This window comes from Stenotrophomonas sp. 610A2 (genome assembly GCF_030549615.1).
Lineage (GTDB): Bacteria > Pseudomonadota > Gammaproteobacteria > Xanthomonadales > Xanthomonadaceae > Stenotrophomonas > Stenotrophomonas pigmentata.
In genome coordinates this window covers 1,582,039-1,605,837 of record NZ_CP130832.1, presented here as the reverse complement: position 1 = coordinate 1,605,837, position 23,799 = coordinate 1,582,039, and the positions used below count along the sequence as shown (strand labels likewise).

The window sequence follows — 23,799 nt, the reverse complement described above, 5'->3', positions numbered from 1 at the left end:
ATGCTCACAAGCATCGCGGAACAAGATGGCCGGGTGTGACGTCGTAGCAGCTTCACCATGGTCAAGAAATAGAAGCTCAGCGATATCTTCAGGCGTGTGGACCCCAAGCGGTCGCAGCAACTCTGTCAGGAAACCGACGGTCTTTGTATGTGTGTCCATTCCCCAGTTGTAAGGCAGGCTCCGTATTCGGCAAGACCATGGCCTCAAATGCATTGCGCTCCGGGCAGACTCCTTGAACCCAGTGATCAACAGACCATTCCTGGCTCGTGCAGTCCATGACCACATTCATCTTCATCGAAGCGATGAGCGGCATGGGCGCATCCAAACTCCATACGGGGAAGCTTGTATCTACCCTTTCATTGAAGATATCGATAGGGGACGCTGAAATACCGTGGCCGTCATACTCCATGGCGGTGAAGAACTGCGTTTCAAACTTCACTCGCTCGATCTCAAAGCGCATGCGTTTCTTGGCCGCGCAGTCGGCAACCTCTTGTGCTAACTGGGGTTCTGGCCCATCGATCCACAGCACAGCATTTGAAAGGCCTGCGGCTTCCAAGGCATCCATGGTTTGCTGGTTTACCGCTGGACAGCCCTGGCTGCGCCCTACGCGGTTCTCGTTGACATAGTTGCTCGGGTGCATGACCACGGCCCGATTGCGGGCATTGGAGTTCCAGCGAGCCAAGAGGCCATCGAGCCTGCGGCTAAAACCATTCTTGCCCTTGTAGCGCTCGGCAATCTTGTAGAGGCCCAGAGAGGTCATATGGGAGTTCGGGGTATTTGAGAACTTGGAGGCAATTCCAGTGCCGGCGCGGTCCGATCCGGCACCGTGGGCAACGCGGTCATTGAGGATCATCTTGGGCATAGCCTGATCCTTCAAATCGAAGGCCCATAGGCGGCGGCTCTTGGCACCTTGGCTCATGTCTACAACAATGAGCTTGTCGATCTCCTGGTCAGCGGTGATGCTGCACTCAACGGCATCCAGTGCACGCTGGGCGACACCATAGGTGAGATTAGGGGCTGCCTTGACCAAATCCTCTGCGCCGATGGCGAAGGTCAATCCAGGTAGCAGTGAAAGCGCCAGTAGCGCCGCGGCAAGTAGTCTCATTTTTCCTCCGATCAATGAATGTGTTTGTGGGTTGACCTGTCAACCCATGAATTCATTGAAATGGAAGAAACGAGATGCGCAAGCGTTTCTCGGCAACAATCTACGAGACCAAGCTCACCGCAAAGAAAAAGCCCCCAGGCGGGGGCTTCTCTCTATCCTGGGGATTGCTTACATACCCTGCGCGGATCGCTGACCCTGCTTGGTTTGCTGCTGCTCACGCTCTGCTTGGTAGGCGTGCATCTCTTCATCGGTTGGATTGCGCCCCACTCGCTGACGCACGGCTAGCTGATCCTGCTCCAACTGTCGCGCCCAGTTCAGGTCCTCTTGCTTCTCTCGGCCTTCAAGCTGCACATTCGGAGACCAGGCGTTCATTGCTTTGTCTATCTGGTCCTGCATCGAAAAAGGGGCGCGCTGCTTATCCTCAGCCTTCTGGCTTGCACCCTGCTCCTCAGACGGCAACTTGGCGATGCCCTGGCGTTGTTCCAAGCTCTCCTGCAACGCCTGCTGCTTTTCCTGCATCCGAACCTGCAACTGCTCGATCCGCTCGGGGTCGGATTTGCGAGCCAGCTCCACCAGGTGCTTCTGATAGCTCGAAACATCGCCATTGAGCTCAGCGAGCTGCGTGTCGTAGGCCTCGCGCTCCTTACGAGCGAAGATGCCAGGGCGTCCCTGGCCAAGGTGGGCATCGCGGGCATCCTGGGCTTCTGTGAGTTGCCTCTCAGTCTCCAAGAGGTCCGGACCGAGGTTCAGCCGCTTGTCGATCTCGTGGGAGTATTCGCTCACACGCTTCTCTTGCTTCTTGACGCTCTCATCCAAGGACTGCCAGCGGGTGGCATCCGGATCAGTTCGCTGTCGCATTTCCTCGCGGAACTTCTCGTCCTTGAGGGTGGCGGCTAGCTGGGCTTCTGGGGTTTGTTCATCGGTCATGAGGTCTCCTGTGTTGGGTCTATGATTAAGATTGCAGAGGACTGGGATTGCGCAAGGGGTGGGTGATAGCCCACCCCTCTTCAATCAGACTTCCTCTACCTTTTCGAGCATGGCGTCCTCAGGCACATAGTTCATCTGCGCCACATCCACTCGAGGTGCGCCCGCACGGTTGAGCCAAAGAATGGCGCGGCCCTGCGGAACCAGCAGTGCGGAATACTCCTCCGGCAAGAAGACCGGCATGATTTCCTTCACGCCACCAGAGGGGATCTTGATCGTCTTCGTGATGGCGCTCGCCTTACGGCTACGCACTTGCTGTCCATGGAACTCGTTGTCGTCGTCATCCGGCATGCCAACCAGGCGGCCCGCGCCCATACGCTCCAACTTCCTCATGAGGCTGCGACCAGGGTGGTTAAGATCAGACAACGGCGAGTGGATGGCGTTCTCGATACCGCCCGAGTAGTCCAAGCCCACTGTTGCCTTGGGGAACCTGACCATCTGAGCAGTGCCGAAACGCTTCAACAGGTAGTCGTAGGTTTGGATTGAAGCCTTGAGAGAGAAGATGGACTGGAATGTGTTGGCGAACTCTGCCGCTCCTTCCCGACCCAATCGGTTCTCCAAGGATTCATACCCCTGAGTAAAGAAGACCATGCTCATCGACATGCTGCGTCCAATCGGGGCCATAGCAGTCTCTTCTTCGCTCACGATGAGCTGGCACTCATCGCACATATCCATTAGCGGCATTTGTCCAGGCAACATCTCACGCCACTTGGAACCGAACTCGGCTCGTTTCTTGACGCCTGAGTAGATGCGCTGGCGCACTAGTGCCTGGACGATCAGAGCGGCACGGCCATGAATGTTCACTGGCAGGTTCACGCCTACGAACTTGCCATACAAGGCTTGGCCAACGTCTGCGCCCTTCTCTAGCAGATACCAAGCGGTGCCATTTTCGTCTCTCAGATGCTTGCCGCGCATCAATGGATTGAGCTTGTCATCGACGTTGGCCATATAACTGGTGCGCTGCTCGCCAGTATTCGGCCAAACCTTCAATCCATAGTTCAGGGAGTCGTCAAGAAGCGAACCCTTGCCGATGTCAGGGTGGATCAACTCAGGACACTCGATGGCTCTCCTAGGGTTATCATCGAGCCCCAGGAAATGTGCAATGGCCTGAAACTCCTTGCCGGCAATCATTTGCTTGCTAGGCGTTTCGATTGGCGAGTTCAGGATGACCTTCAATCGGTTCAGTGACTCCACATTCCACCGCCACTTACGTTCCGATGCATATGCTGATGTCCAGAACTTTAGGTTCTTTTCAAGGCTCTGGATGACACTCTTCAGTGCTGTTGTATCTTGCTGTCTCTTCTCCTGCTTGATCAGCTCAGCGCTTTGGTAGAGAAGCATGGTCTCTAACTGTCTCGCTTTCTTGATGGCAACATCTTTGTAAACAATCTCATGGTCGCGAAGTGCTTCGAGAATGACCGTCAAGTGGTCAATGAAGGTGTTGGCGCCGTTGTCCCAAATCTCCGAAGTGTTTTTCCCAGGCTTGCTGCCCACCGACTTCAATGCAATGGCCAGCTGCTCCGCATCCAAGCCTTCCATCAACGCGAACTTCATGCCGGGCTCAATCATGATGTCGATGATCCCGCGCAGCTCGCCCGGAAGTGTTCCTTTGCCGCACCGGATCAATGCGCCGCCCCAACGAGACTGCTTGTATTGAAGGATGATGTTGCGTGCACCAACGGATGTTTTGCCGGACCCTGTAGCTCCAAACCCCAACATGTGCATAGTGAGATCCAAGCAGGACAAAGACATTTCTCCGCCAGCATCAGGCGCATACGCGAACTGTTTGGCCGTTTGGTGTCCTGTGGCCCTGCCAAAATTGATAATTGGGGACTTGTCCTTGTGGGCATTCAAAGCCTGGGATTCACGCGCCGGCACATGGGCATTGGATAGAGCACCCTGCGTGCCCAAGTTGTATTCCTCGCCCTGCTCTTTCAGCTCTGTGTTCCTTGCCTTGTAGTTCTTCTCCGAGTAGACCATCGGATACATGCAGGCCATGAGGAAACAGTAGATCGGTGCCATGTAGGCAGGCAGGAAGCTGACGACAACCCCGAAAGCAGCCAGGATCGCGCTCCACTTGATGGCGTCCTTGACCCGTTCAAAGAAGGTATTGAAGCCCGCTGCCGTTGCTTCATCCTCGAAGATCAGGCCCCAAATCAGAACAATGACCGGCAGGATCAACATTGCTACGGCGAGACCACCCAGCTTTCCACCTATTCCAAGACCGCTGAATGCCGCTAGTAACTGGGAACCGCCGGCAGAAGCCGCGCTGTTTCCCAAGATCAAGCTAGCAGCCAAGGGCAGGACGAGGAGCAGGATGGTCGATTTGATCGCCTCCACCGGGCCCTCGCCTTGGCCCAAGGCAACAATGAACGGCAGGGCCAGCAAGGTGGACAGCATGGCTATGGATTGGCTCAGGGGCCACAGGCACCAGGCCAACGCCGCAATGACAGGCAGGGCGGCATACATGATGGGCGTCGCGGTGCTATCGGAGCCGTGGTAGCTGTCCTCACCTAGGACATAGCCCTCGATGCGGCGACCCTCTTTGGTCATGAGCATCCTGGGGGTCTTGTCCAGGAGATCAGGCGCCACCTCGGGCCACCAGGCCTTGAACGGTGTCAAGTCTGAGATCGCCTCGGGAACGCGCCATCCTTTGGCTTCGACGTCGTAGCGAGCTCCCAGCTTGGTGAGCTTCTCGACATCTTCCACGAGGACATTGACCAGTTCTCGGCCGGGCACGCGATTGGATACGTCGAACCGGCCAACGATGTTGTCGTAGCGATCCCACGCTTCCTTGGCGCAGCGCTGGCGCACTGTCGCTGGCGCCTCTGGATTGTGGATCTCGCTCTTCTTCTGGAACTTGGACGCGATGCCCTCTGCGATATCCAGAAGGTCAAGCAGATTGTGGGGAAACTTCATTACTTGCCTCCTTGATTGAGTAGTTGCTTGCAGCGGGTGTATGTCTCATCTGAATTACCAACGGCCAGGATCCGCCCGCCATCCACCTTGTCGATGTAGTCCAGGCAAACTCGCTCGTCTTCACTGGCAGCAGATGCCGCCGGGCTGGAAGCGGACCCACCTGGGCCGGGGCTCGATGTTGCTTCGGCCGTGGGCTTGGTCTGCCACCATTCCTCGATCTTCTTGATCCCATCAGAGCCGATGCGGATAGAGCCACCAACGGCAATCAGGAGGCTTATCAGGATTAGAGCGAAGTAGTAGCTTCCCTTCGCAATAGCAGGCCGGGTGATTTCGCGTAACTGGGTCAGTAGCTTGCTTTCTAGCTTCCACTGCTCCATCGCCACTTTGTCGTGGGTCGGGGGGATGCGATCGGATTGGATGTTGAAATACGACAGTTTCAGGTCGTCACGAACTTCCTCGATCCCGTTGTCGTCCAAGGTGCCAATGAAGAAGTTGCCACACTTGGTCATGAACCACGAACCGAATGTCAGCCTTTTGCCGTCAGCGTATTGCAGAAATATCTTGTCGAGAATCATTGTTCCTCCATGGGTATGCACACCAACCCATCAAAAGGGGAAACCGGGATTGCGCAAGGCTTTGAAACGAAATAGGCCGCACAAATGCGGCCTATCTGTTTGACTTCCGGATTAGTTAGCCGCCGAGTTGCTTCTCTAAGGCATCAAGCTCCTGCATGCCCTTGTCTTGCCAGTCGTCCTTAGGCTCGTCCTTTTTGACGGCTGGTTGCGGTGCAGGCTTCTTCACGATGGGCTTGGGCTTCTCCACGGGTGGCACTGGCTTCGGCCGGACAACCTCAGCGATGGGTTTCACTTCGATGGGAACCTGGACAGGCTCAACCTTCGGCTCCGGTGCGGCCACGACTAGATCAGGCTGAGCGGGTGTGGGCTCTAATTCCGGAGATGCCACTACGGGACGCGGACCCTCCGTGCTTGGCGTTGAAGGCGGGGGTGCCGGACTGGTCGCCTCCACCTTGGGTGTCGGTTCCGGCACGGGTTCAGATGAAGAGCGAGACAGCCACCATGCGAGGCCTGAACTGGCCACCAGGATTAGGCCAACGCCAAGCCAAGGGAGCCACGGCTTTCTCTTGGCCGGATCCTTCGGAACCCAAGCCTCAGGCAGTGCCTCTACGGCTGGGCTCAGCAACAGGGGCTGCTCGGCGTTAGAAGCAATCTGAGGGCTTGGCACCGCGGCCGGCTCAGGATCGTGGATCGCCGTAACGACATCTTCTCGCGCCTTCACTTCTCGCCGTTGCGCTTCCCGTGCTTCCTTGAACGCTGCTAGCTCTGCCCTGGCAGCACTTGCTTTAGCTTGCGCCAGGCGCGCTTTCTCCTGAGCCATCGCCGCTGCCTCTCTGGCCTTTTCCATAAGGGCGCGGCCAGCTGTGGCTGCCACGGCGCCAGCGTTCTCCAGCGCGGCCTTGGTGTCGTCCTTGATCAGCTTCCCGTCGTCGGCGCTATACACGCCCATGGTGGACGGCTTGGCAGGACTGGGAAATGTCGCGGGTGGCGGCTGGCTGATCTCAGGGCCTAGCTCTGCCAGCGCCCGGGCTGCAAGCTCCTCCATCGACACTTCGGGCGCCCCGGTTTCCTCCGCACGTTTCCGCTCAGCTTCAAGGCGATACCGGCGCTGGATCTCGTTCTCAGACATGCTGGCTCTCCTGTTTACTTCGAGTCAGCAATTGGCGTGATGGTGATCCGGTGCGCACTGCTCTTGCCACACAGATCCTCGACCCGATGCTTGGCGAGCGCTCCGCTGTTCACCAGCCGGTCGCGGGGGATTGAGCAAGCAGCCCCACCCTCGAAACGAACAACCAGGGTATTTTTGGACTTCTTGGCCAGAGCCTCAACCTTGTTGAGCAAGGCTGTGGTTTTCGGATCCAAGGCTTGCATGTCAGCCGGCACATAGTCGATTACGATCCCGGCCAGGCGCTCCTCCGGCTTGCCATTCTTTCCTGCCTCGGTGGTCGTCTCGACGCGGGCATTCATGCCTGCAGCTTTGGCGGCCTCTTCGACCTGGCGCGCTTCCTTTACTTGCTTCTGGTAAGACCAACCAAACCCGATTGCGCCGCCGACTGCGCAGGCGATGTTTCCATCGACGCCGGCCAGGGCGCCAACGACTGCCCCGATGCCGCAGCCTTTGTTAGCCGCATTGGTTGCCTTGCCCATGTCGGCTTTCGGCTCGGACTGGCGCTGGCCTTGAACTTCAACGGCAGGCAGCGTTTGCGTATTACCGTTGGCCTGAGCGGGCGGAGTTTGCGATGCCGGGGCCGCCAAGACCACACTGCATCGCTCGCCCTTTGCCTCGTTAGCCGGAGTGGCGGGAATTGATCCGGACATGACGCCGCGCTGGAACTGCTCGCAGTCCTTGCGCTCCACTTCGGAGACTGGTCCCTCAGTCTGGTTGCCGGCCAGCGTGGTCTTGGTCTTGGCCCACAGATCCTTGATGCCGGCGTTGGCGGATCCCGCCGCGAGAACCGCGGCGATGCTTGTAGCGATGATGAGTTGGTTCTTCATTGAGTTCTCCTTAAGGGGCTGGGAAGTGGGAGGTGGACGGATAGCCAGAAGGAGCACTCGTTGGAACGACATCGCTGAGAAGCGAAATGAACTTCGCTATCAGGTTCCTGTTGTCCTCGATCACACGTTGGTTCATTGCTTCCATGGCTTTGACGACGGCGCCGGTTTCCTCTTGAAGGTCTGAGCGCAAGCGCGACACCTCGCCTTCAAGCTGGGCGATCGTCTGCTTCAAGCTGTCGGTAGCGTCGTCAATCCGAGCCGTGGTCTGCTCGCCGTCATTCGCTGCGATGACGGCATCGACCAGGTATTGGTTGAGCGACAAGTTGGCCTTGTCAGCCATACGTCTAGCGCGGGCCAACTCGACTTCTTGAATGTCGATGCTCTTGCGAACTTTCATGGTTTCTCGGTCTCCGTGTCTTTCGGCGTCTAATCCACCGATAGTCGAAAACCGGGATTGCGCAAGAGCTGGCGGTGAAACTCGTGTTTTCCGCTACGAACAACGCGTTTGGTCGCTTCTGATCAGCTTGTGGCATCAGCTGGCGGCAAGCCCTTGACGTGGCTGGGCTCTGGGCACATGACGCATGGGAAAGCGCCCTAGCTTTCCAAACACCCTAGGTGCGTCATGTGTATGCTTTTACCCATCGCCAACTCCCAGACGCCTTTGTCTTAGTTGGCCCGATGGTCTTTCAGCCGCCGCCGACAGCTTTTTCACGGCCAGCCTCTTGCTCTTTCGACAGCCTCGCCTAGTTTTGACATAGGCCGCCTCGCTCTTGCTTCCGATTTTTTGCACGCACAGACGGCCCGCCTCATCGACCGTCGCACGCAAATTCAGGAGCCCCATGCAAGCAAGCCCCTCCCATATCGAAGTGATCACCCAAGCCATCACCGCAGCCACTGAATATCGTTTTCAGCCGTTCAAGCCGTATCAGCTCCGGTCCCGTTTCAACGATCAGGCTCCGCGTTGCCCCTACTGTCGTATCGAACTGGCCAGCCTCCCCAAGCGCCAGGTCGCCTTGAACTTCATCGTTCCCCGCAACCTTGGTGGCCCCGAAGGTTCTAAAAATCTGCTGCCCTGTTGCCGCGCCTGCGCCCTGCGTAAGTCCTACAACGATCTCCTAGCCTGGCCCCCGTTCACCCAACTTCCCGATTCCGAACGCGCTCCCCTGCTAGCCCGACGTTCCGCAATCCTTCTCCAAGCTCGCAACCATCTCACGCCGCATTCTCGCAATGCAGATCGCTCAACCGTCATCCGCCACTTGGAAAACCGCTTCAGCTCCCCCCGCTTCCTGGTCTTTGCCGCCCGAGGTTTGGACTCCTCGTGGATCGGCTGGCATGACAAGACAGGCGCGCCCCAAGCCCATGACCTGGCCGCGGTGCTGCTCCGATATCAGGCCCTCGCCGCACCCGTCTCTACCTCCCCGATCACCCTCTTTCAGGTGGACAACGGCGCCTTCCTCGACGTGATCTGGGCGCTCATCGAGCACCACGCCCTGGTGCAACCCTTGGCAATTTCCAGCCTCGCACCTCCAACCCTGGATGCATCCGACTGGCGCAATTGCTGGTCGCGCACCTTCACCGGCATACGTGATTTGACCCGCCGCTACTCTCTGCTTGAACCGGAAGTTGCCCCCTCGCCCCCTGTGCAGCTCTCGCAAAGCTATGGGGCAACCTGGATGCGCAATCGTAAGGAGGCCCTGGCCGCGCCTCTTAGGAAAGCCAATGACCGGCGCGCCTGGTTGCAGGCAAAGGCGGACTACGAGAACCGTATGAAGCAAGACGGAGCGAGCGGGTTACCGGGTATGTCCGCCATGGAGATCGTGGAAGCGCGGCTGGAGATCCTCCGCCTCGAGCGAGTATACAAAGGCATCGGGGCGAACGAGAAAGCTCCCGAATAAGGGGGCTCGTGGGCGGGTTTTCCAACGGATGGCTAGGGGTTAGCCAGGGCAATCCGTCGCTTTAACCTGCGGCGCTCACCCTCTCTGGGATCAGGCGCGGGATCGACATGGAGCCGCTTCCCATCCCTCAACAGGATCATCGCTGCGTAGTCGGCCAGGGCGATCAGGGTGGTGGTAATGAGGAAGTCATCCCCCTCCTGCAGACCATAGAGAAGCCGGATTTGTTCCCGGAGCTTGGGCGGGATGGTGAGCTGAGAGCGATGCTCCCGACGGTATCGGGCATCCCGGTAGTCGTGTAGAAGAGCCCGAGGGCTCATGGTGAGGTGCACGCTCGCCCCGTCCTTCTCAAACACCTGCCTGCTGTCATCGTGGTCAAAGAACGAGGATCTATCGGGCGCGTCTCCGGCCGCCCACAGCAACTCTCTCTCGATCTCATCAATGCCCATCGGCTCCACGGCGCGGTGGTTGTGGACCGTGGCCACGGCCCTGGATAGGTCGCGTTTGCCGGCCCCCTGCTGCCCTGTGCGGCTCATGTCCTAGCTCCCTTCAATGTCTCTTCAATGGCCGCGGCCACCCGGGATATCTCGGTTCTGGCTGGCTGGATGTAGGGCCCGGTCATCTCGAATAGTGTCTGCCCCTGGGCGTAGTAGCTGGCAAACGCCGCTCGCTCGTGTATGACCACGGCACCCCTGAGAGCTTCCGATTGCAACCGATCCCGGTGCTCGGCACGCCTGGGATTGACCCGATTAGCCACTACAACATAGGGCAAGCCACGCTTCCGGATGAGCTCCATGGTGCGAAGGAAGACCACGAAGCTAACCCCATCCAGCAGGGTTGGGATCACGAAGATGTCAGCCTCCGGGAGCACGCCATTGGGTGGGAGCGTGGGTGGCATGTCCGTGATCTCAATATCAAATCCACGGCTACGAGTTCGCCCGACAACGAAAGGTGTCTCATCTGCCAGTGCTGCCCATGCCAGGGCTGAACCCTGGGGATCACAGTCAGCAACAAGAACCCGCAAACTCAGATCCTGAGCGAAATAGCCCGCGAGATTGATTGTGGTCGTGGTTCGGCCAACCCCGCCTTTGGCGTTGTAGGTGCATATGCGCATCGGTTCTCCATGGGTTGTCAGGTATACCCATAGAAAGGCCGAACCGGAGATCCGCAAGACTTAGGCGGCGAGTTTTTCCAATGACTTGCGTTCGCAGAAGGATGGGCGACTATCTTTCGGTAGATCCGGCGTATCCGATGGCAGCGCTGCATAGGCATCGAGCAACGCAGGCGCCAACTTCCCTTTGCATTCCTCGGCGATGGTTCTACCCATGTCCACCATGACCGGCACTTCAATACCTGCCACGCTTCGCATTACTCTTTTCTGACCGAATGCCAGACATGGGTCCGCGCCCGCAGCTACCAGGAGTCGGATCATCTCATTGAATACCTGGCCGTATTCCTCGGTGTGAGCGGCGTAGCCCTTCGCAGCAACATGGAGTGCTGTCAGGCCCATTGGCCCGAATGTGCTATCGATGTAGTTCACTTGGCGTGGAATTTCTGCGGATCCACTACGGCCAGGCGCCGTATAAGCTTCCATCCACTCCCACTCTGCCTCAGCTTCAATCCTCTGAATGAGACCTCGTAGAACTTCCAGATCACAAGATTGAACAGCCTGGATGAGATCCGTTGCGTATTGATCAGCTTTGGTCATGTCTGTCCTTAGTGATGAGGGATGTGGAACATGAAGAGCTCGCCTTTAGCCAGCGGTGGCGCATGGGAAAGGGCATCAGAGATACACGCCCCGTAAATCAGTGCTTCATCACCTCTCCCGGCTGCAATGCCGCGGATGACCTCGGCAACCATGTCTGCTGCGTCAGGGTTGGATAGGACTTCTGTTGGATCCACCATGACGTTCAGATAGCCATGAACTGGCACAACCTTTATCGAGACTGGTTGAATTGCCGAAACCAGTAGCGGCGCTTGATGAGTTGACATGGCGGTTCACGCCAACCCATCAATCAGGGCACGCATCTTCTGGGCGATCCGTGCAATGCGCTTGTTCTTGTCGTGAGCCCGTGAGAACTCAACGGGTGGGAACTTCGGGCTTGCCTTGCCAACTGACTGAGCGAAGAGAGTGAGCTGTGAAGTGCTCGGGGTGAAGTGCTTAATTTTCATTGGTCGGTTCCTTTGATGGACGCATAGCAATTGCTATGTGTTAGAACCAGTGAAAGGCCACGTGAACCAATGTCAACGTATCTAGCACTACATTCTTCAAACTATTTACGTGAGCAATGTCTCGCCAATTCAGATACGAAAAACCCCGCCGGAGCGGGGTCGTTTGTGGGTTGACAGGTAAACCCATCAATCTTCGTGCAGCTGCATCAGAGTGATGACAGGCTCTCCCTGGTCGCCAGGTCCCACATGTAGCTTGTAGGTGTAGAGCTTGCCCACCATCGAGTCTCCTGCCCAAGGCACCATCCAAACCTGGACCTCAACTTGGCTGGCTTCCTTCGCCTGCGATGCGCGGAGGATTGCCATGTGCAGAACATCGTAAAGCCGCCCTTCCGTGCATTGTCCTGCCCCGGGCTTATCATGCTCACCCCACTCGATCTCCTGCCAGATGCTTTCGGTGCATGCGAAGGGGATCCTGAAGCCGTGCTTGGCTGCCTCTTCGGTCAAGTCAATCAGCACCCCATCAGCGATGGCCTGGGCGCGGGTGTAGCTGAAAATGATATCGGTGTGGTCGAACATAGGATCCTCCGGTTTTAGTCTGTGCTGGCCCTATCCAGGGCAGCGCGTGGCGATGCACTGGAATGGAAAACCCAATGCCCCGTAGCACGGCGCGGTCAAGGGTTAGCGGCAAGCCGCTAAGTGAAAGGGCTGGCGCGGGCCGGAGTGGCCAGGCTTCATCTGGGCGCGACTACACGGGCCCTGAAACGACCCTTTACCGTGGAAGCCGGACGTAGGGGCTGCAAGACCATGGAGGGGCGCGCAGCGAGGCTACGAGCGAAGGTTCTTATGCAGGGATGCGAGCCAGGGACTTAGCCCGAAGGGTCGATCAGTGATCGAGTGCGGAGCACCTATTGGCCCAGTCGCGCAGCGAGGATCACAGTTTTCTAAAATTTGCCTAGGCTACGTTTTGATTGGTCTGCGGCGTGACTAGGGCCTAATTCGAATTGACAGGTGCACCAAGCCAAGCGCAACACCGAAGGAAGGCGGGCTACCTACGATCAGCAGAAATGCGAAGGCACAAATCTTCAAGAAGTTAGACATTTGTCCCCTCCAAGTCTTTCGCCACAAGTTGGCGGATAGCTTCGCCAGTGGTGATGCCGGCATTTACTGCGTGAGCACGAAATGCGACCACCTTGTCCACGTCATCGTGGATGCTCGTTAGCAAGGCGCCCTTGCTTCGCCCACCCTGAACCCGCGACTTGAATGGGTATGGGTTAGCCAGGTAGTTGTGGATCAACTGGCGGAGTGCGCCTTCCGTTGTCCAGCCTAGCTTCTTGCACCTTCGCTTGAAGCGCTTTACCACGTCCGCTCGCTCGCGGGTGATGGGGTGTCGTCCTCTCGGAGTTTTCTTTGCCAGACTCACCAGGGCAACCAGTTTCCAACGTTCTCAACGACATCCTCAACGAAAGCGTTCAGAAGCAAGCCAATGCAAATGGCGGCGGGTGCGGCCCAGAGGATGATTTGGAAAGTGCTCATGGTGCTGTGCTCAGTTAGATGGAAGTGGCAATCGCTGCGAACAGCAGAACGCCAGGGATCAGGAAAGCCAGCGCAACGATGATGTTGCCCAGGTTCTCCTGGATGATGTCATGCGCCAGTTCCTTGATGGCTACGGCTGCTGATAGTGCATGTTTCATGGTCGGCTCCTTTTACTTGTCTTGCGTGGCTTTACGGATCATCAGCCCATCGCGTGTTTCCTGTGCGATGTAGAGGATGAAGGCTGTTCTTGCGGTAGCTCCAAACTTCACAGTTCCAACTTCTTCACCGTCCTCGTCATAAATTTTGCTTTCGATAGTGAGGTCGCTTTCAGTGAGTGAGTTCAGATCCATGTGCTATTCCTTGGTCGGTGTAATTTCTTTCTTGTATTCAAGCTAAGGCAGCACCCTACTTTGTCAACCTTTCAGCACTACATTTTTTGCAACTATTTTCGAGACATTTCTCTCATTCACTCGCCCACAATTTGCCCAACATCAGGCGAAGCTCATGCACCATATTCCTTCGCTTTTTAAGGATTGGGCGAAGCCCAGAAACCGCTCTTGCTTCTACAAGCGCCTAGCTTTTGCTTCTAGCTCCACAGAGGGCGTAGCTTCATTGAGCTCACGCCGATCCATACTCAGTTTCCACCGAATGGCAGCGGTGAGCGCGTCAGCCCGTTGAGGCGGACCAGCCATGATGTCGAGACGTATTGAGTGACCAGCCTGGACCACTTCACATAGCGCCATGCCCAGGGGCGAGCCAAGATGAACTTGGTCAATCAGCGCTTTCTCATTCGGAAATGCACCTAGGCGAACCACTTCTTGATAGTTGCCCCATGCCGCATATTCTTGGCTAAGGCATGACGTGGATCGCTCCTTCCAACTGTCCATCAGGCTTCCTCGATATAGCGCCCGTAGCGCCATGTGCCCAGTCGTTTGCCCTGCTCGTCCAGCACAGGAAACACAACCTCCCGCCTGACGTCGCCCGCGGCGAAGAAGCAAGCCAGGTCTTCAAGGACCACCTCATCGGCACCCTCTTCTACCCAGCGCTGGCTTCCAACCCGGACGGTGAACAGTGTCGTGGGGTCATCGAACCCTATCCGCACCACCTGCCCTGTCTGTAGGTAGATATCCACGGCCACCTTGCAACGATCAAAGTTCTCCGCCCGCCCGTGCCTGGCCTCCTCATCCAGCAGCGGCGGCAGATAGGGGTCATCCCGATCGATCCGTTTACCAGCTTGGATCTCCCGCTTGAAACGGATGACTTGGTGCCGCTCGCTAGTGCTGGCCTGGGCATCGATGGCCCAAGCGGGCGTCGGCCGCGGCGCGGCTATGGAGCACGCCAGGACCGCCCCCAGCACCACACAAGCGAAGGCAACGGCCAAATTACCTCTCATATGCGACCTAGGCAGGTATAGGCCAGCAAACCGACTAAGAGGGCGAGCCATGCGAGCGCCAACCACGGGTTGGATCCAGGGCGGCTCTGGTATTCATTCCGCTCCATGGCCGTCTCCTGATGGCAGGTTCATGCCGTCCCTCATGGCGCAACGGGCCACGTCGGTCAGAGTGCGACCTTCTTTCTTGGCCTTGCGTTTGAGGGCCGTAAACAAAGCCCTCTCAACTCGGATGGGTGGCAGCTGTGGCTTTGGTTTGGGTGCCGGCACCTTCATAGCGCACCCAGGAGCTTCAAGAGCACCAATGTGAAACTCACCCCCAGCAAGAACGCTGGCACCATGTATCTCCACTGCGCTGGTCTTTGAGGTTGGGTGGGTTCGTCATAGAGGATTGGATCTGGCCAGTCAGTCTTGGTCCAATCGGTGGTGCGCTTTTCTGAGTCGTGCTCATTCGTGCTCATACGGCCACCGCAACCTTGTCCAGAGGCCCAACCGTTTCCAGAAGATCGTGCACGGCCCACATCAAACCCTGCACATCCGTATCCTTCTTGAAACCCAGTTGTAGCTTCACCACACCCATCGGCGCCCAAGCACCCATGAAGTAGGCTTTCCAGTCTATGGTGTCCTTGGAGACCAAGGTGATCGGCCTTCCATTGGGACGGCGTGAGGGAACCAGGATGCGATGGGCAATCTTGTTGCCTTGATCGTCCATGTCGAATGAGTGGGTCAAACTGAGAGTGAATTTGGACACTTGCCCTCCTAGCTGCATAGCAATTGCTATACATCCAGTGAAAGGCAGGAGTCGAAATTAGCAAGACCCTGGCATTGAAATATTTCGAGGCGAAGCGCCGTTGCTTGTTCGCTTGGGCGAAGCCCGGAAACCGCCTTTTCTGGTAGCATCAGTCGCAGGCTTTCAGGCACATAACACCCATGGTCGATAGCATCAAAGACGACAGGGCGATCGAGCTCTACACCGAGTTTCGAAGGGAGCTACGAGCAGCACCCCTATTCGAGATTGCACCCTACCCTCGTCCATTTGAGGGTGGCAGCTTCAATATCCTGGCCATGCCTTTCCACACGGTGGCGCAAGACGCCTTGCGAGAGATCTCCAACTCCATCAATGACCTCGGGCGCTACATCCGCTTCCTGCACGCGTGGCACGTGATCTTTGAGCGGGTGCCTGAGGATGATCGCTACAACCTGCTCTTGGAGCATGTGCGCCCCTATACAGTGTTGTGCCTAGGCGCCCCGCAAGCACTTCGAGGCCGGCTGATCTACGCCGCCACGGCCACCTCCTTCCATGCCAATCGCTTCCTGACCTGGCCCGCGGGAATGCCGAAGTGGGATGGCGGCCATTCCAGCATGAAGACCGCCAAGGCCATGAGCGAAAAGTGGGCCACGTGGCCTGCCCTGGCAGCTGAGTTGAATGTGCTGGGTCAAGATCAGCTGAGCCAGGCAACGGATGACTTCCGAAACAAGCATGAGCATGGCCACCCACGGGGTATCGGCATGGGCCATATCAGCGTTGTGAAGCGTGTTGTGAAGCCTGAGAAGGTGTTCGACGAACTCGCAGGCCAGCCGCTTAGCAACAAGCCGATGGAGTCATGGTCGTTTGGTGAGCAATCGCCGATGCAGTTGGCAGAGCTACTACCGCTCTTCGAACAAGAGCACGCCCGCGCACTGCAAGCCTTCAAGGCCTACTTGTCCATGGTGGAAGAGCAACACGCGGCTACCTCGGCCAATTAGCTCAGATAGCCGATGTCGTAGTAGCGCCCACCGGCCGGCACCCGGCTCCATCCACCCCGTGCGCCGAAGATCCGCATGTTGCGAAGCTTCACCCCGTAGAACCTGGCTTCCCGCACCAGGGCGCCCAGCAGATCGGTGGTGAGGGGTTGCAGCTGGCCAGCTTCGTCCGTGAGGAGGAAGTAGCCGGCATTGGTTGTGGTAGCGGCGAACAGGTATTGCCCGGCGCGCACAGGTTGGAGCGTGGCGTCATCGGTGCGCGTGTAGCGCTTGCCGGGGGTTAGCTTTTCAATGAGGGCAGAGCGGGTCATAGGCGACCTCGACTTGCCTGCGCAGAAGCACAAGGGGTAGACCTGGCTATCTTCCTGGCCTCCCACTTGGCCAGGATTGGCTCACGGGGCGGCAAGCGGTCTTCCATGTCTAAGCGCGCACGAACCAGCCTGCGCATGTTCCCCGATGGAACTTCTCCGTTAGCTCTGATCATCAGTTCGCAGAACATGACTTCCACCCAAAAGTCATCATGTGGGAAATCGAAGGTGTCCAACTGGGCTTTCAAGCGAGGGATGATCCAAGCCGCTTTCTCGTCATACCCGGGGAGTTTTGGCTCGCACCAGAAGCGATCGATCGTCATAGCCGCCCCACCCTTGCCGGCGCCGACGCCTTCACTGTTCTGTTATGAATTTCCATCGCCGTGTTGTCGGTCTGGCGCGTGCGAAGGACTGTCAGGGTGTCCGGGCCCGCCGCTCCAAAGTTGCACATGACCTGATAGGCCTCTTCCGGGGTCAAGCGCATCCCGCGTTTGATGAGCCAAGGGATCAGTGCTGGGATGTCCATACCCATAGATCGCCCGACGGGTAGGATTTTCAAAAGCGCCGGCTTGATAGCATTGGGATCGGCAAACAGAAAGAGGGTCGCAATGCGCGTCTGGCAATCGTCTAGCTCGCGAGCTTCTTCCTCCTCGCGACCGATGACAGTCAGCCCACTGATGTAGTCATGCCGGTCCAGCAGTGAAGCAAGCTCCACCTCAATCGGTCCCATTGTTATGGTCTGCGCGTCCTCAGTGGCTAGGCCATCGTTCAACATGGAAAAGCACATCTGATAGCACTGCTGAACCCAGTCAAAGTTGCAATCGGAGAAGCCAGGAAACTTGCTGCTCATAGCCGCCCCACCCTAGCCAGCGCCGGCACCCTGCATGTCGCCCTGGCCAGCCGCCTCGCATCCCAGCGCGCCTGGATCTCATGCGCGATGTTCGGATGCCACTCTCGCAGGAACCTACGGATGAGCTTGCGGCGGGCGATATGCGTCAGGTGCTCCACTAGGTCATCCGTTGAGCAAACTGCCTGGGCAATCTCGCTGTCGGATAGCAGGTCCGTCATGCCAAGCGGTGTCAGCTTCATGTTGAAGACCGCAACGCCGCTCACTGGCTCACCGCCAGCCAGACGATGATCGCGGCACTGAGGGTGAACACCCATCCCGTGAAGAAGATCCCCAGGCCTTCAACTGCATGCCGTGCCCTTCTCTCATGGGTCCAAGCGATCAGCACCAGGCCACCCCCGAACACCATCGACGCTCCAATGACGAGCATGAGGATGGCGAATGCAATTTGGAGCAGGGCCATCACAGGCGCACCACCTTCGGTGCCGCCGCGGCTTCCTGAGTCCTACTGGCCAGATCATCGGCCTCGCGATCCGCTTCCTCGGTGCGCTCTCGTAGATCCTTCGCCGCCACTCGTGCAACTCGACGCTTGAAGAAGTCAGCCACCCCCTCGCCATAGGCCTTCTGGCTGTCTTCCAGCCAGGTGGGCGAGTTGTAAGGAATGCCAAAGCGGTCCTTCTTCGGAGCGCTGCTCATTCGATGCTCCATTCAACTCCCTGGGCAGCCTCAGCCAAAGTGTTGACCGAATGGTTGGTGCCTTCCACCAGCCAAATGAAGCCCCACATGGCACCGATGGCCAGGATGGTGATAAGGGGTGTCTTGAACTTGCTTTTCATGGTGTCCTCCTATTGCTGTGTGGTGTCGCGGTGGATCTGCGCGCAGCCATAGCCTCACGGATGAGCTGGCGCATGATTTCGGATCGGGAGACCTTGTGCTTCCTGGCCTCGCGAACGATGTCTTGATGAAGCGGGATAGGAAGGCGAACGGGGATAGGCTTGGTGCTTATGCTCACAGACGCACCGCCTTTGCAGGCGCACTGGCCTTGGTTGTAGACCTTGAAAGGCAGCGTGCATCCCATCGTGCCTGGATTGCTTCCTTCTCACATTGGGTGCGCTCCTCGAAGTCGCCCCATGGAATGAGCATTTTTCCGCTACCCGTGAATCCGAAAGCTTGAAAATGGCGACTAATTTCCTCGGCCGTCCACTTGTTTGAACCAGAAGACGTTCGCTGCAGGAAGAAGCCATTTGCGAACCAAGCCTGCCATTGGGCGCGCATCGAACTTCCAGGGTTCGGCGTGTGACCCACTGCGTCAACGATCCGAGACTTCCCTTTGAAAGCCCTGATCTTTGCGGCGAGCTTCCTGAGGGCGTTCATAGGCGCACCGCCATCGCTGGCGTTGTAGCCATCACCGTTGCTCGTGGAGTCTTTATTGCTTTCTTTTGAAGTTTTCATATTTGGCTGCATATGATTCAAACTGGACTACTAGACATACCGCGAATATATGCGCGGCAAGTTGCCCTCTGGCAGGCGTGTTCGCCCGCGCGTATGCATGAGCCCTTCGCGAAACATGGCATCCCTTGCGGCTTCACCTGCCTCGATGGCCTCAAGCAAGCCAGGATGGTGTGATTGCAGATTGCCACCCGCCCATCCTCGCGCTGTGAACAGGTAGCTCCCACTGGCATACGAACGATCGGGTGAGGCACCCACGAAGGCCAGATGCTTCACGATCCGCAAGTGTTCGTCTGCACCATCTTTGTGCTGCATGCCGTCATAGCCTTTTGCGGCCACATACAAATACCAATCCAGTTGGCCCTTGTTGAACCCGGCTGCGTCCCATAGCGGCCAGAAGGCCCAAGCTGTTCCGCGTTTGGCATGAAACTGAAAGTTGGTGTAGCCCAGCGTAAAGCACGCTGCTGTTGCGCCAACCGCCATGGGTTGGTGCGCGCTAATTAATCCACCGTCTACAAGTTCCTGAAATCTGTCGTGGTCCCTCTTCTTCAAGCATTCGATCAGCGACTTCTTCGCTTGCTGATCTATTCTATCGACTTGCGCCGCTTTCTTAGATCCTTTCCAGCCATCGTTGCGTTTAACTATCGTGTTCATGCCTGCCCCTTCTGTTTTGTATACCAATCTGTATACAAACCAGTAAAAGGCTTACCGCTCACATGTCAACGTTCTAACGCCATCTTTCTGCAAACTATTTTCGTGATCTTTCTCTCACGATTTCGTATGTGGCGTAGCGTTTCTCCACGCCAAGGGCGAAGCCCGATAACCGCTCTTGCTTAGAGACCAAAGGCCCTCAGAAGAGAGCCAGCTGTGGTCGATCGCGCTCAATGGAAGCCATCTCTGCTTCCAGCACTTGGATGTGCGAGCGATGCCAGGAGATGTGGGCAGTCTTCAAGCCAAGGGCCGTGAGCAAAGCTTGCTCCACATCTCCCTGGTGGCAAATGGTGAGGTCGTAGTCAGACAAGGCATCGAGCTTGCGAGTCAGCAAGTCGGTGTAGCGCTGGATATCTGCTGCGAGCTCCTGACGGTGCTGATCGAGCTTAGCCGTCAGCGCTTCCAGACGCCGATCCAGGGAGGCCGGGATCTTCTCCAACGCCCAGGTTGGATCGAAGTGGCTGCGTGGAACGATCTGCTCGGGCAGTGGAAAGCTGGCACAGATGAGTGCCAGGTTGTCTTGATCTGCCGCGCTGCGAAGCTCTTGTGCGTTCATGTGGTGCTCCCATGGCCTTAGCCGGTGGAAGCACGAAAGCCCAGCGATACGCCGGTCTGACACCCAAAGGGGCGCAACATCGTGGAGCAGGCTTGCCTTGTCAGGCCGGTAGCGGGCTAGGCTGCGCACCTAAGGCAAAGGCACTGGGAGTGTCCATCCCAGTCACAGGGTCCGCTTCAACGGGCAGTAGAACCGACCTCGGTTTCAAGGCCTGCAGCATCAGGAGTAGCCTCATAGGCCTTCCAGTCCGGGCGGGAAAGGCAGAACTTCACCTCTTCACTGTATACGGTGCCCGGAAGCGCCTCATAGCGGCTCTCATCATTTAACACGCAATGGATGGCACGCTTTTCGTGGAAAGTGCTGACCACTTGGCTCTCAATTCCTCGGACCCGATCCATGATGAAACGCATGGAATACATCGGCCCTAGGCCCGGCGTGCTACCCCGCTGCATGTTGTGGCCCCGGCCGGCGATCTGCATGATCGTCCACTTCGCAGGATCTGCTTCCATATCGTAGACGCCATAGTCAATCAGTGCTCGCTTGGATACCTCTACTGCCTCGATTGCGGCGACCACTACGCTATCGACGGAGCCCCGGTCGTTCTGGCGCGGGAAGTTCTCAGCGCTGGCGATGAATGGAGCTGCTAACAAGCAGATGGCCAGGGAAATGGCGAGATTGGTTTTCATGGGCTCCTCCGAGTTGAATGGTCATCTCATTCAAGGGGAGAACCGGGATAGCGCAAGGGCTTAACGGAAAAAGGCCCCCTCGCGGGAGCCTTTGGTCGCTTGCTAGCAGGGCTGTTAGTCCCTGAACCCCCTTCCTGGCGCCCCTGACTCCTGTCGATGGCGTTGATCCGTTCTCATTCATTGGGTGTGGCGACGAATATAGATTGAAGCTGTTGCCATAGTTGAGCAATCAGCATATCTCGCAATAAAAGGTAGGATTTATCCTAACGTGCATCTGGCGTAGCGCTGTTGCTTGTCAGCCTGGGCGAAGCCCGAAAACCGCTCTTTGTCTTAAGTTAAAGTGCAGCCATCACAGGGGCTCAGCGCTGCATTTCTCCAATCGCTTCAAGTCGCTTAGACTCGCTATCCCAACCCACGAGGGACACGAATGCCAAACCTTGCATCAGTGATAAAAGAAGAGATCACTCGCCTGGCCCGAAAGGAGATGAAAACCCAGATTGATCCGTTGCGCAAAGCATCGGCCAATCAGAGGCGTGAGATCGCGGAGCTTAAACGCCAGATTGCAGATCTTGGCCGTCAAGTGAAAGCGGCAGGCAAAACCCCAAAGGCAGCTCCCGAAGCCTCATCGACGGGCAACACCCGCTTTTCATCCAAGGGTCTGCGGACCATGAGGAAGCGCTTGGGGCTATCGGCCGCAGAGTTCGGCCTTCTTGCCGGTGCGTCGGCCCAGTCAATCTACAACTGGGAAGCGGATAAGGCATTGCCTCGGGAAGCACAGCGCGCCGCCCTTGTCGGCTTGCGTGCCTTGGGTAAGAAAGAGGCACTGGCGCGGCTGGAAGCGTTAGAGAAATGAAGCAGCGCATGATGGAGCCATGGATGGCACCTGCTCTATTTTGCCATGACTCCAATTTTTGATGCTTAGTCCAGCCGGTAACGCTATGTCCCCGCTACAGCAGCGCGCCCATCAGAACCTGCAAGATCTCCAGTTCGCTGGCGACCAAGCCAGTAGGCTGAAGATGCCCGGGACTATGCCGGAGCATCATCGGACCGCTCTTGCTTTGCTGAGGGCCGCCTACGATGACGCTGTTTCCATCAACCACTTGGTGGCGAGCCTGGGCGGCGAACTGGCAGGCAGTGCTTTTAGCCTCCTCCGGCCCATGAACGACAAGATCAAGCGAGGGTCCTGGTTCTTCTTCTGTGGCGATGAGGCCAGCGCCTTGGACTTCCTGCAGCACGACAACGTGCCAAAGGGCAATCTGGCTCAGCAGATCGAGGCACACCCCCCATTTGACCAGTTCAAGATCTTCTCGGAGGTCTATCAAAACGCCTTCAACTACTTTCACTCTTTCACGCACGGTGGAAACCAGATTGCCAACGGCTACATGGCCGGCAATGGAATTGGTGCCTCATATCCCGACGACAAAATTGTTCAAGCCATCGACCATGCCCAAGCAGTGGGAATCACAGCAGTTCAGGTGATGGTGATGTTGGGTGGCGAGTATGACCTTGCCACCGGCCATGAGATCCTTGACCAGCTAGGGGCTAGATTTGTGCCTCAGTCGGCACCTCCGCAACCCTAGCTTTATCAATCGAGGGGCAGGCCCTTCATCGTTTGGGCCAGATCACTCGCACATAGGGATTTGCCCTTCGGATGGAAATTTGCCACCGCATGCGCCGCCACCTTGATAGCTGCCCGCAATCCTTCCTTGGTCATACCGTCCTCACTCCAGCTCTCAGCTAGGCCATCAACGGCGGCAATGGCTTCCTTACCGGATAGGTATTGCAAACAGGTCAGCAATGACCACTGTGTTCCTGTTGCTTCGCGCAGCAACACCCCTGCCTGCTTTTCATCAATCTTCTCAGACAAGACCGCAGCGAGCACTCCTGAGGCCAGCTTGACCTTGACCAGTGGCGCCAACTTCTTGCGTTTTGGAGTGAGGTTGTGATTTCTCACGCTGCTTCCTTGATCAGCTCGTAATACGGATGCCGCTTGTCATCGAAGATAGCGAACAGAGCGTCCAAGTTGTTGGGATCAGGATTGAGCCAAGCGTCGACGTGTTCTGGCTTGATATTGATGATCGTGCGGTCATGTCCGGCCGCGGCAACCTCAGGTTCGGGCTCATCGGTAATCGCTGCGAAAGACCATAGATCCGGCTCTTGGCCCTTGGGGTCTACCCAGTGCGAATACAGGCATGCGATATACATTGTCTCGCCAGTTCGCGGCCGGAAGTGGATCTCCTTGCTGCCGCCCTTCCCATCATCCACGTTCTCGTAGAAGGTCTCGGCGAGCATGAGTCCATGGGTGTAACCGAATTGGTTCCGCCAGAAACGCGTGAGATTGTCGCGCCTCGCGTTGTAGGTGCCCGAGACCTGGCCGGTCTTGGTGCGATCGATACTGGGATCCATACCTGCGGGCCGGCAGTGGTAGCGCATAGGACGCACAACCCGCTTGCCGTTCTCAACGATAAGGACCGGGGCATACCAGTCTGGAAAAATCCGGTCATCGGTCTCGGGTTTGTGCTTGGTGCGCTTTGCGTCCTCGATCCAGCGTTTCATCTGCTTGATCTTGTTGCCGGCGATCCGCTGCTCATTGAGCGCGGTCTTGGTTTCCTTTACTGCCAACTTTGCTTCGGCCGCGGCAAGGCGCGCTTCCTGGGTGGCGAGCTCGGCTTCGCTCTCAGCAAGCTTGCGTCCGTTCCACTCGGCGATAAGCTCCTGAATCTTCTTCCCTACCTCCGATTTGGGAGGCAGAAAATTCAGATCCATGCCTTTGGGAATTTTCGTCCCGTCTGACATCTTCTTGCGGATCCGGTATTTCTCGTCGCGCTGCAAATAGACTTTCCAGAATTCTTCAATGTCGATCTCTGCGCCAAATTCGTTGACGTAGTTGTCGTATAGAGTCCAAGCTTCAGCGGAGTAGCACATTGAAAATCC

Annotated in this window: 32 protein-coding genes; 4 read left to right on the top strand and 28 right to left on the bottom strand. The window is 57.2% G+C overall.

All coding sequences use genetic code 11. The features are described 5' to 3' along the window. Positions 1 to 88: 88 nt before the first annotated feature. From Q5Z11_RS07260 to Q5Z11_RS07230, 7 genes are all read right to left on the bottom strand, one after another. Positions 89 to 1,105: a murein L,D-transpeptidase catalytic domain family protein gene (locus Q5Z11_RS07260; protein ID WP_303749367.1), complete on the bottom strand. Its 1,017-nt coding sequence runs from the start codon at positions 1,103 to 1,105 to the stop codon at positions 89 to 91. A 168-nt stretch (positions 1,106 to 1,273) separates the two neighbouring features. Next, a complete protein-coding gene (locus tag Q5Z11_RS07255; protein WP_303749366.1) occupies positions 1,274 to 2,032 on the bottom strand; it encodes a hypothetical protein in 759 nt (252 codons plus the stop codon). An 84-nt stretch (positions 2,033 to 2,116) separates the two neighbouring features. After that, on the bottom strand, positions 2,117 to 5,008 hold the full coding sequence (locus Q5Z11_RS07250; RefSeq protein WP_303749365.1) for a DEAD/DEAH box helicase family protein: 2,892 nt from the start codon (positions 5,006 to 5,008) through the stop codon (positions 2,117 to 2,119). Next, complete coding sequence (locus tag Q5Z11_RS07245) at positions 5,008 to 5,583, bottom strand: hypothetical protein (protein ID WP_303749364.1); 576 nt, start codon at positions 5,581 to 5,583, stop codon at positions 5,008 to 5,010. The genes Q5Z11_RS07250 and Q5Z11_RS07245 overlap by 1 nt, the downstream gene beginning before the upstream one ends. A gap of 115 nt (positions 5,584 to 5,698) precedes the next feature. Further along, entirely contained in the window at positions 5,699 to 6,712 is a 1,014-nt protein-coding gene (locus Q5Z11_RS07240; protein WP_303749363.1) for a hypothetical protein, read from the bottom strand. Between the two features lie 14 nt (positions 6,713 to 6,726). Beyond that, positions 6,727 to 7,578: a hypothetical protein gene (locus Q5Z11_RS07235; RefSeq protein ID WP_303749362.1), complete on the bottom strand. Its 852-nt coding sequence runs from the start codon at positions 7,576 to 7,578 to the stop codon at positions 6,727 to 6,729. Positions 7,579 to 7,588: 10 nt separating this feature from the next. Next, complete coding sequence (locus Q5Z11_RS07230) at positions 7,589 to 7,975, bottom strand: hypothetical protein (RefSeq protein WP_303749361.1); 387 nt, start codon at positions 7,973 to 7,975, stop codon at positions 7,589 to 7,591. 442 nt (positions 7,976 to 8,417) lie between these two features. On the opposite strand from Q5Z11_RS07230, the gene Q5Z11_RS07225 reads away from it, so the two are divergent. After that, a complete protein-coding gene (locus Q5Z11_RS07225; RefSeq protein WP_303749360.1) occupies positions 8,418 to 9,473 on the top strand; it encodes an HNH endonuclease in 1,056 nt (351 codons plus the stop codon). A gap of 32 nt (positions 9,474 to 9,505) precedes the next feature. On the opposite strand, the gene Q5Z11_RS07220 is transcribed toward Q5Z11_RS07225, so the two are convergent. The 10 genes from Q5Z11_RS07220 to Q5Z11_RS07175 form a co-directional block, all read right to left on the bottom strand. Continuing rightward, positions 9,506 to 10,006 carry a hypothetical protein gene (locus Q5Z11_RS07220; RefSeq protein WP_303749359.1) on the bottom strand — a complete coding sequence of 167 codons (501 nt, stop codon included), beginning with the start codon at positions 10,004 to 10,006 and terminating at the stop codon, positions 9,506 to 9,508. Further along, positions 10,003 to 10,584 carry a ParA family protein gene (locus Q5Z11_RS07215; protein ID WP_303749358.1) on the bottom strand — a complete coding sequence of 194 codons (582 nt, stop codon included), beginning with the start codon at positions 10,582 to 10,584 and terminating at the stop codon, positions 10,003 to 10,005. The genes Q5Z11_RS07220 and Q5Z11_RS07215 overlap by 4 nt, the downstream gene beginning before the upstream one ends. A 60-nt stretch (positions 10,585 to 10,644) precedes the next feature. Next, complete coding sequence (locus Q5Z11_RS07210) at positions 10,645 to 11,178, bottom strand: ankyrin repeat domain-containing protein (RefSeq protein WP_303749357.1); 534 nt, start codon at positions 11,176 to 11,178, stop codon at positions 10,645 to 10,647. 8 nt (positions 11,179 to 11,186) lie between these two features. Further along, positions 11,187 to 11,462 (bottom strand): hypothetical protein, encoded by a 276-nt coding sequence (locus Q5Z11_RS07205; RefSeq protein ID WP_303749356.1) that lies wholly within the window; start codon positions 11,460 to 11,462, stop codon positions 11,187 to 11,189. 6 nt (positions 11,463 to 11,468) lie between these two features. Beyond that, positions 11,469 to 11,642: a hypothetical protein gene (locus Q5Z11_RS07200; RefSeq protein WP_303749355.1), complete on the bottom strand. Its 174-nt coding sequence runs from the start codon at positions 11,640 to 11,642 to the stop codon at positions 11,469 to 11,471. Between the two features lie 186 nt (positions 11,643 to 11,828). Continuing rightward, a complete protein-coding gene (locus tag Q5Z11_RS07195; RefSeq protein WP_303749354.1) occupies positions 11,829 to 12,218 on the bottom strand; it encodes a DUF6573 family protein in 390 nt (129 codons plus the stop codon). Positions 12,219 to 13,189: 971 nt separating this feature from the next. Further along, complete coding sequence (locus tag Q5Z11_RS07190) at positions 13,190 to 13,333, bottom strand: hypothetical protein (protein ID WP_303749353.1); 144 nt, start codon at positions 13,331 to 13,333, stop codon at positions 13,190 to 13,192. Positions 13,334 to 13,345: 12 nt separating this feature from the next. Continuing rightward, positions 13,346 to 13,525 carry a hypothetical protein gene (locus Q5Z11_RS07185; RefSeq protein WP_303749352.1) on the bottom strand — a complete coding sequence of 60 codons (180 nt, stop codon included), beginning with the start codon at positions 13,523 to 13,525 and terminating at the stop codon, positions 13,346 to 13,348. A 536-nt stretch (positions 13,526 to 14,061) separates the two neighbouring features. Next, positions 14,062 to 14,556, bottom strand: coding sequence for a hypothetical protein (locus tag Q5Z11_RS07180; protein ID WP_303749351.1), 495 nt, complete (start codon positions 14,554 to 14,556; stop codon positions 14,062 to 14,064). Positions 14,557 to 15,022: 466 nt separating this feature from the next. Next, positions 15,023 to 15,316 (bottom strand): immunoglobulin domain-containing family protein, encoded by a 294-nt coding sequence (locus Q5Z11_RS07175; RefSeq protein ID WP_303749350.1) that lies wholly within the window; start codon positions 15,314 to 15,316, stop codon positions 15,023 to 15,025. Between the two features lie 179 nt (positions 15,317 to 15,495). Between Q5Z11_RS07175 and Q5Z11_RS07170 the strand changes: the two genes are divergently transcribed. After that, positions 15,496 to 16,311, top strand: a complete 816-nt coding sequence (locus tag Q5Z11_RS07170) for a hypothetical protein (protein ID WP_303749349.1) — start codon at positions 15,496 to 15,498, stop codon at positions 16,309 to 16,311. On the opposite strand, the gene Q5Z11_RS07165 is transcribed toward Q5Z11_RS07170, so the two are convergent. From Q5Z11_RS07165 to Q5Z11_RS07125, 9 genes are all read right to left on the bottom strand, one after another. After that, positions 16,308 to 16,619 (bottom strand): hypothetical protein, encoded by a 312-nt coding sequence (locus tag Q5Z11_RS07165; RefSeq protein ID WP_303749348.1) that lies wholly within the window; start codon positions 16,617 to 16,619, stop codon positions 16,308 to 16,310. The genes Q5Z11_RS07170 and Q5Z11_RS07165 overlap by 4 nt on opposite strands. 316 nt (positions 16,620 to 16,935) lie before the next feature. Continuing rightward, positions 16,936 to 17,466 (bottom strand): hypothetical protein, encoded by a 531-nt coding sequence (locus Q5Z11_RS07160; RefSeq protein WP_303749347.1) that lies wholly within the window; start codon positions 17,464 to 17,466, stop codon positions 16,936 to 16,938. Positions 17,467 to 17,725: 259 nt separating this feature from the next. Next, positions 17,726 to 17,926, bottom strand: coding sequence for a hypothetical protein (locus tag Q5Z11_RS07155; RefSeq protein WP_303749346.1), 201 nt, complete (start codon positions 17,924 to 17,926; stop codon positions 17,726 to 17,728). Beyond that, a complete protein-coding gene (locus Q5Z11_RS07150) occupies positions 17,926 to 18,159 on the bottom strand; it encodes a hypothetical protein (RefSeq protein WP_303749345.1) in 234 nt (77 codons plus the stop codon). Before Q5Z11_RS07150 ends, Q5Z11_RS07155 begins: the two co-directional genes overlap by 1 nt. Next, positions 18,156 to 18,299 carry a hypothetical protein gene (locus Q5Z11_RS07145; RefSeq protein ID WP_303749344.1) on the bottom strand — a complete coding sequence of 48 codons (144 nt, stop codon included), beginning with the start codon at positions 18,297 to 18,299 and terminating at the stop codon, positions 18,156 to 18,158. Before Q5Z11_RS07145 ends, Q5Z11_RS07150 begins: the two co-directional genes overlap by 4 nt. 172 nt (positions 18,300 to 18,471) lie before the next feature. Beyond that, the gene (locus Q5Z11_RS07140) at positions 18,472 to 18,915 is read right to left on the bottom strand and encodes a hypothetical protein (RefSeq protein WP_303749343.1); all 444 of its coding nucleotides are present in this window, start codon (positions 18,913 to 18,915) and stop codon (positions 18,472 to 18,474) included. Between the two features lie 30 nt (positions 18,916 to 18,945). After that, positions 18,946 to 19,566 (bottom strand): hypothetical protein, encoded by a 621-nt coding sequence (locus Q5Z11_RS07135; protein WP_303749342.1) that lies wholly within the window; start codon positions 19,564 to 19,566, stop codon positions 18,946 to 18,948. 196 nt (positions 19,567 to 19,762) lie between these two features. After that, on the bottom strand, positions 19,763 to 20,179 hold the full coding sequence (locus tag Q5Z11_RS07130) for a hypothetical protein (RefSeq protein ID WP_303749341.1): 417 nt from the start codon (positions 20,177 to 20,179) through the stop codon (positions 19,763 to 19,765). 176 nt (positions 20,180 to 20,355) lie between these two features. Then, a complete protein-coding gene (locus Q5Z11_RS07125) occupies positions 20,356 to 20,865 on the bottom strand; it encodes a hypothetical protein (RefSeq protein WP_303749340.1) in 510 nt (169 codons plus the stop codon). A 427-nt stretch (positions 20,866 to 21,292) separates the two neighbouring features. On the opposite strand from Q5Z11_RS07125, the gene Q5Z11_RS07120 reads away from it, so the two are divergent. Then, on the top strand, positions 21,293 to 21,718 hold the full coding sequence (locus tag Q5Z11_RS07120) for a helix-turn-helix domain-containing protein (protein WP_303749339.1): 426 nt from the start codon (positions 21,293 to 21,295) through the stop codon (positions 21,716 to 21,718). 85 nt (positions 21,719 to 21,803) lie between these two features. After that, on the top strand, positions 21,804 to 22,445 hold the full coding sequence (locus tag Q5Z11_RS07115; protein WP_303749338.1) for a DUF6988 family protein: 642 nt from the start codon (positions 21,804 to 21,806) through the stop codon (positions 22,443 to 22,445). Between the two features lie 5 nt (positions 22,446 to 22,450). Here the strand turns inward: Q5Z11_RS07115 and Q5Z11_RS07110 are convergent, their stop codons facing one another. Both Q5Z11_RS07110 and Q5Z11_RS07105 read right to left on the bottom strand, forming a co-directional pair. Next, positions 22,451 to 22,819 carry a hypothetical protein gene (locus Q5Z11_RS07110; RefSeq protein WP_303749337.1) on the bottom strand — a complete coding sequence of 123 codons (369 nt, stop codon included), beginning with the start codon at positions 22,817 to 22,819 and terminating at the stop codon, positions 22,451 to 22,453. Continuing rightward, positions 22,816 to 23,790, bottom strand: a complete 975-nt coding sequence (locus Q5Z11_RS07105) for an SOS response-associated peptidase family protein (protein WP_303749336.1) — start codon at positions 23,788 to 23,790, stop codon at positions 22,816 to 22,818. Before Q5Z11_RS07105 ends, Q5Z11_RS07110 begins: the two co-directional genes overlap by 4 nt. Positions 23,791 to 23,799 lie beyond the last annotated feature (9 nt).

Excerpts from the sequence above, each read along its gene's own strand:
- Q5Z11_RS07245 (WP_303749364.1), bottom strand. The coding sequence starts at position 5,583 with ATGATTCTCGACAAGATATTTCTGCAATACGCTGACGGCAAAAGGCTG.
- Q5Z11_RS07220 (WP_303749359.1), bottom strand. The coding sequence starts at position 10,006 with ATGAGCCGCACAGGGCAGCAGGGGGCCGGCAAACGCGACCTATCCAGG.
- Q5Z11_RS07215 (WP_303749358.1), bottom strand. The coding sequence starts at position 10,584 with ATGCGCATATGCACCTACAACGCCAAAGGCGGGGTTGGCCGAACCACG.
- Q5Z11_RS07130 (WP_303749341.1), bottom strand. The coding sequence starts at position 20,179 with ATGAACGCACAAGAGCTTCGCAGCGCGGCAGATCAAGACAACCTGGCA.
- Q5Z11_RS07155 (WP_303749346.1), bottom strand. The coding sequence starts at position 17,926 with ATGGCCCTGCTCCAAATTGCATTCGCCATCCTCATGCTCGTCATTGGA.
- Q5Z11_RS07200 (WP_303749355.1), bottom strand. The coding sequence starts at position 11,642 with ATGAAAATTAAGCACTTCACCCCGAGCACTTCACAGCTCACTCTCTTC.
- Q5Z11_RS07185 (WP_303749352.1), bottom strand. The coding sequence starts at position 13,525 with ATGGATCTGAACTCACTCACTGAAAGCGACCTCACTATCGAAAGCAAA.
- Q5Z11_RS07145 (WP_303749344.1), bottom strand. The coding sequence starts at position 18,299 with ATGAAAAGCAAGTTCAAGACACCCCTTATCACCATCCTGGCCATCGGT.
- Q5Z11_RS07115 (WP_303749338.1), top strand. The coding sequence starts at position 21,804 with ATGTCCCCGCTACAGCAGCGCGCCCATCAGAACCTGCAAGATCTCCAG.
- Q5Z11_RS07170 (WP_303749349.1), top strand. The coding sequence starts at position 15,496 with ATGGTCGATAGCATCAAAGACGACAGGGCGATCGAGCTCTACACCGAG.
- Q5Z11_RS07235 (WP_303749362.1), bottom strand. The coding sequence starts at position 7,578 with ATGAAGAACCAACTCATCATCGCTACAAGCATCGCCGCGGTTCTCGCG.
- Q5Z11_RS07230 (WP_303749361.1), bottom strand. The coding sequence starts at position 7,975 with ATGAAAGTTCGCAAGAGCATCGACATTCAAGAAGTCGAGTTGGCCCGC.
- Q5Z11_RS07105 (WP_303749336.1), bottom strand. The coding sequence starts at position 23,790 with ATGTGCTACTCCGCTGAAGCTTGGACTCTATACGACAACTACGTCAAC.
- Q5Z11_RS07210 (WP_303749357.1), bottom strand. The coding sequence starts at position 11,178 with ATGACCAAAGCTGATCAATACGCAACGGATCTCATCCAGGCTGTTCAA.
- Q5Z11_RS07240 (WP_303749363.1), bottom strand. The coding sequence starts at position 6,712 with ATGTCTGAGAACGAGATCCAGCGCCGGTATCGCCTTGAAGCTGAGCGG.
- Q5Z11_RS07150 (WP_303749345.1), bottom strand. The coding sequence starts at position 18,159 with ATGAGCAGCGCTCCGAAGAAGGACCGCTTTGGCATTCCTTACAACTCG.
- Q5Z11_RS07195 (WP_303749354.1), bottom strand. The coding sequence starts at position 12,218 with ATGTTCGACCACACCGATATCATTTTCAGCTACACCCGCGCCCAGGCC.
- Q5Z11_RS07250 (WP_303749365.1), bottom strand. The coding sequence starts at position 5,008 with ATGAAGTTTCCCCACAATCTGCTTGACCTTCTGGATATCGCAGAGGGC.
- Q5Z11_RS07140 (WP_303749343.1), bottom strand. The coding sequence starts at position 18,915 with ATGAAAACTTCAAAAGAAAGCAATAAAGACTCCACGAGCAACGGTGAT.
- Q5Z11_RS07135 (WP_303749342.1), bottom strand. The coding sequence starts at position 19,566 with ATGAACACGATAGTTAAACGCAACGATGGCTGGAAAGGATCTAAGAAA.
- Q5Z11_RS07125 (WP_303749340.1), bottom strand. The coding sequence starts at position 20,865 with ATGAAAACCAATCTCGCCATTTCCCTGGCCATCTGCTTGTTAGCAGCT.
- Q5Z11_RS07120 (WP_303749339.1), top strand. The coding sequence starts at position 21,293 with ATGCCAAACCTTGCATCAGTGATAAAAGAAGAGATCACTCGCCTGGCC.
- Q5Z11_RS07225 (WP_303749360.1), top strand. The coding sequence starts at position 8,418 with ATGCAAGCAAGCCCCTCCCATATCGAAGTGATCACCCAAGCCATCACC.
- Q5Z11_RS07190 (WP_303749353.1), bottom strand. The coding sequence starts at position 13,333 with ATGAAACATGCACTATCAGCAGCCGTAGCCATCAAGGAACTGGCGCAT.
- Q5Z11_RS07165 (WP_303749348.1), bottom strand. The coding sequence starts at position 16,619 with ATGACCCGCTCTGCCCTCATTGAAAAGCTAACCCCCGGCAAGCGCTAC.
- Q5Z11_RS07255 (WP_303749366.1), bottom strand. The coding sequence starts at position 2,032 with ATGACCGATGAACAAACCCCAGAAGCCCAGCTAGCCGCCACCCTCAAG.
- Q5Z11_RS07260 (WP_303749367.1), bottom strand. The coding sequence starts at position 1,105 with ATGAGACTACTTGCCGCGGCGCTACTGGCGCTTTCACTGCTACCTGGA.
- Q5Z11_RS07205 (WP_303749356.1), bottom strand. The coding sequence starts at position 11,462 with ATGTCAACTCATCAAGCGCCGCTACTGGTTTCGGCAATTCAACCAGTC.
- Q5Z11_RS07160 (WP_303749347.1), bottom strand. The coding sequence starts at position 17,466 with ATGAGCAGCAAGTTTCCTGGCTTCTCCGATTGCAACTTTGACTGGGTT.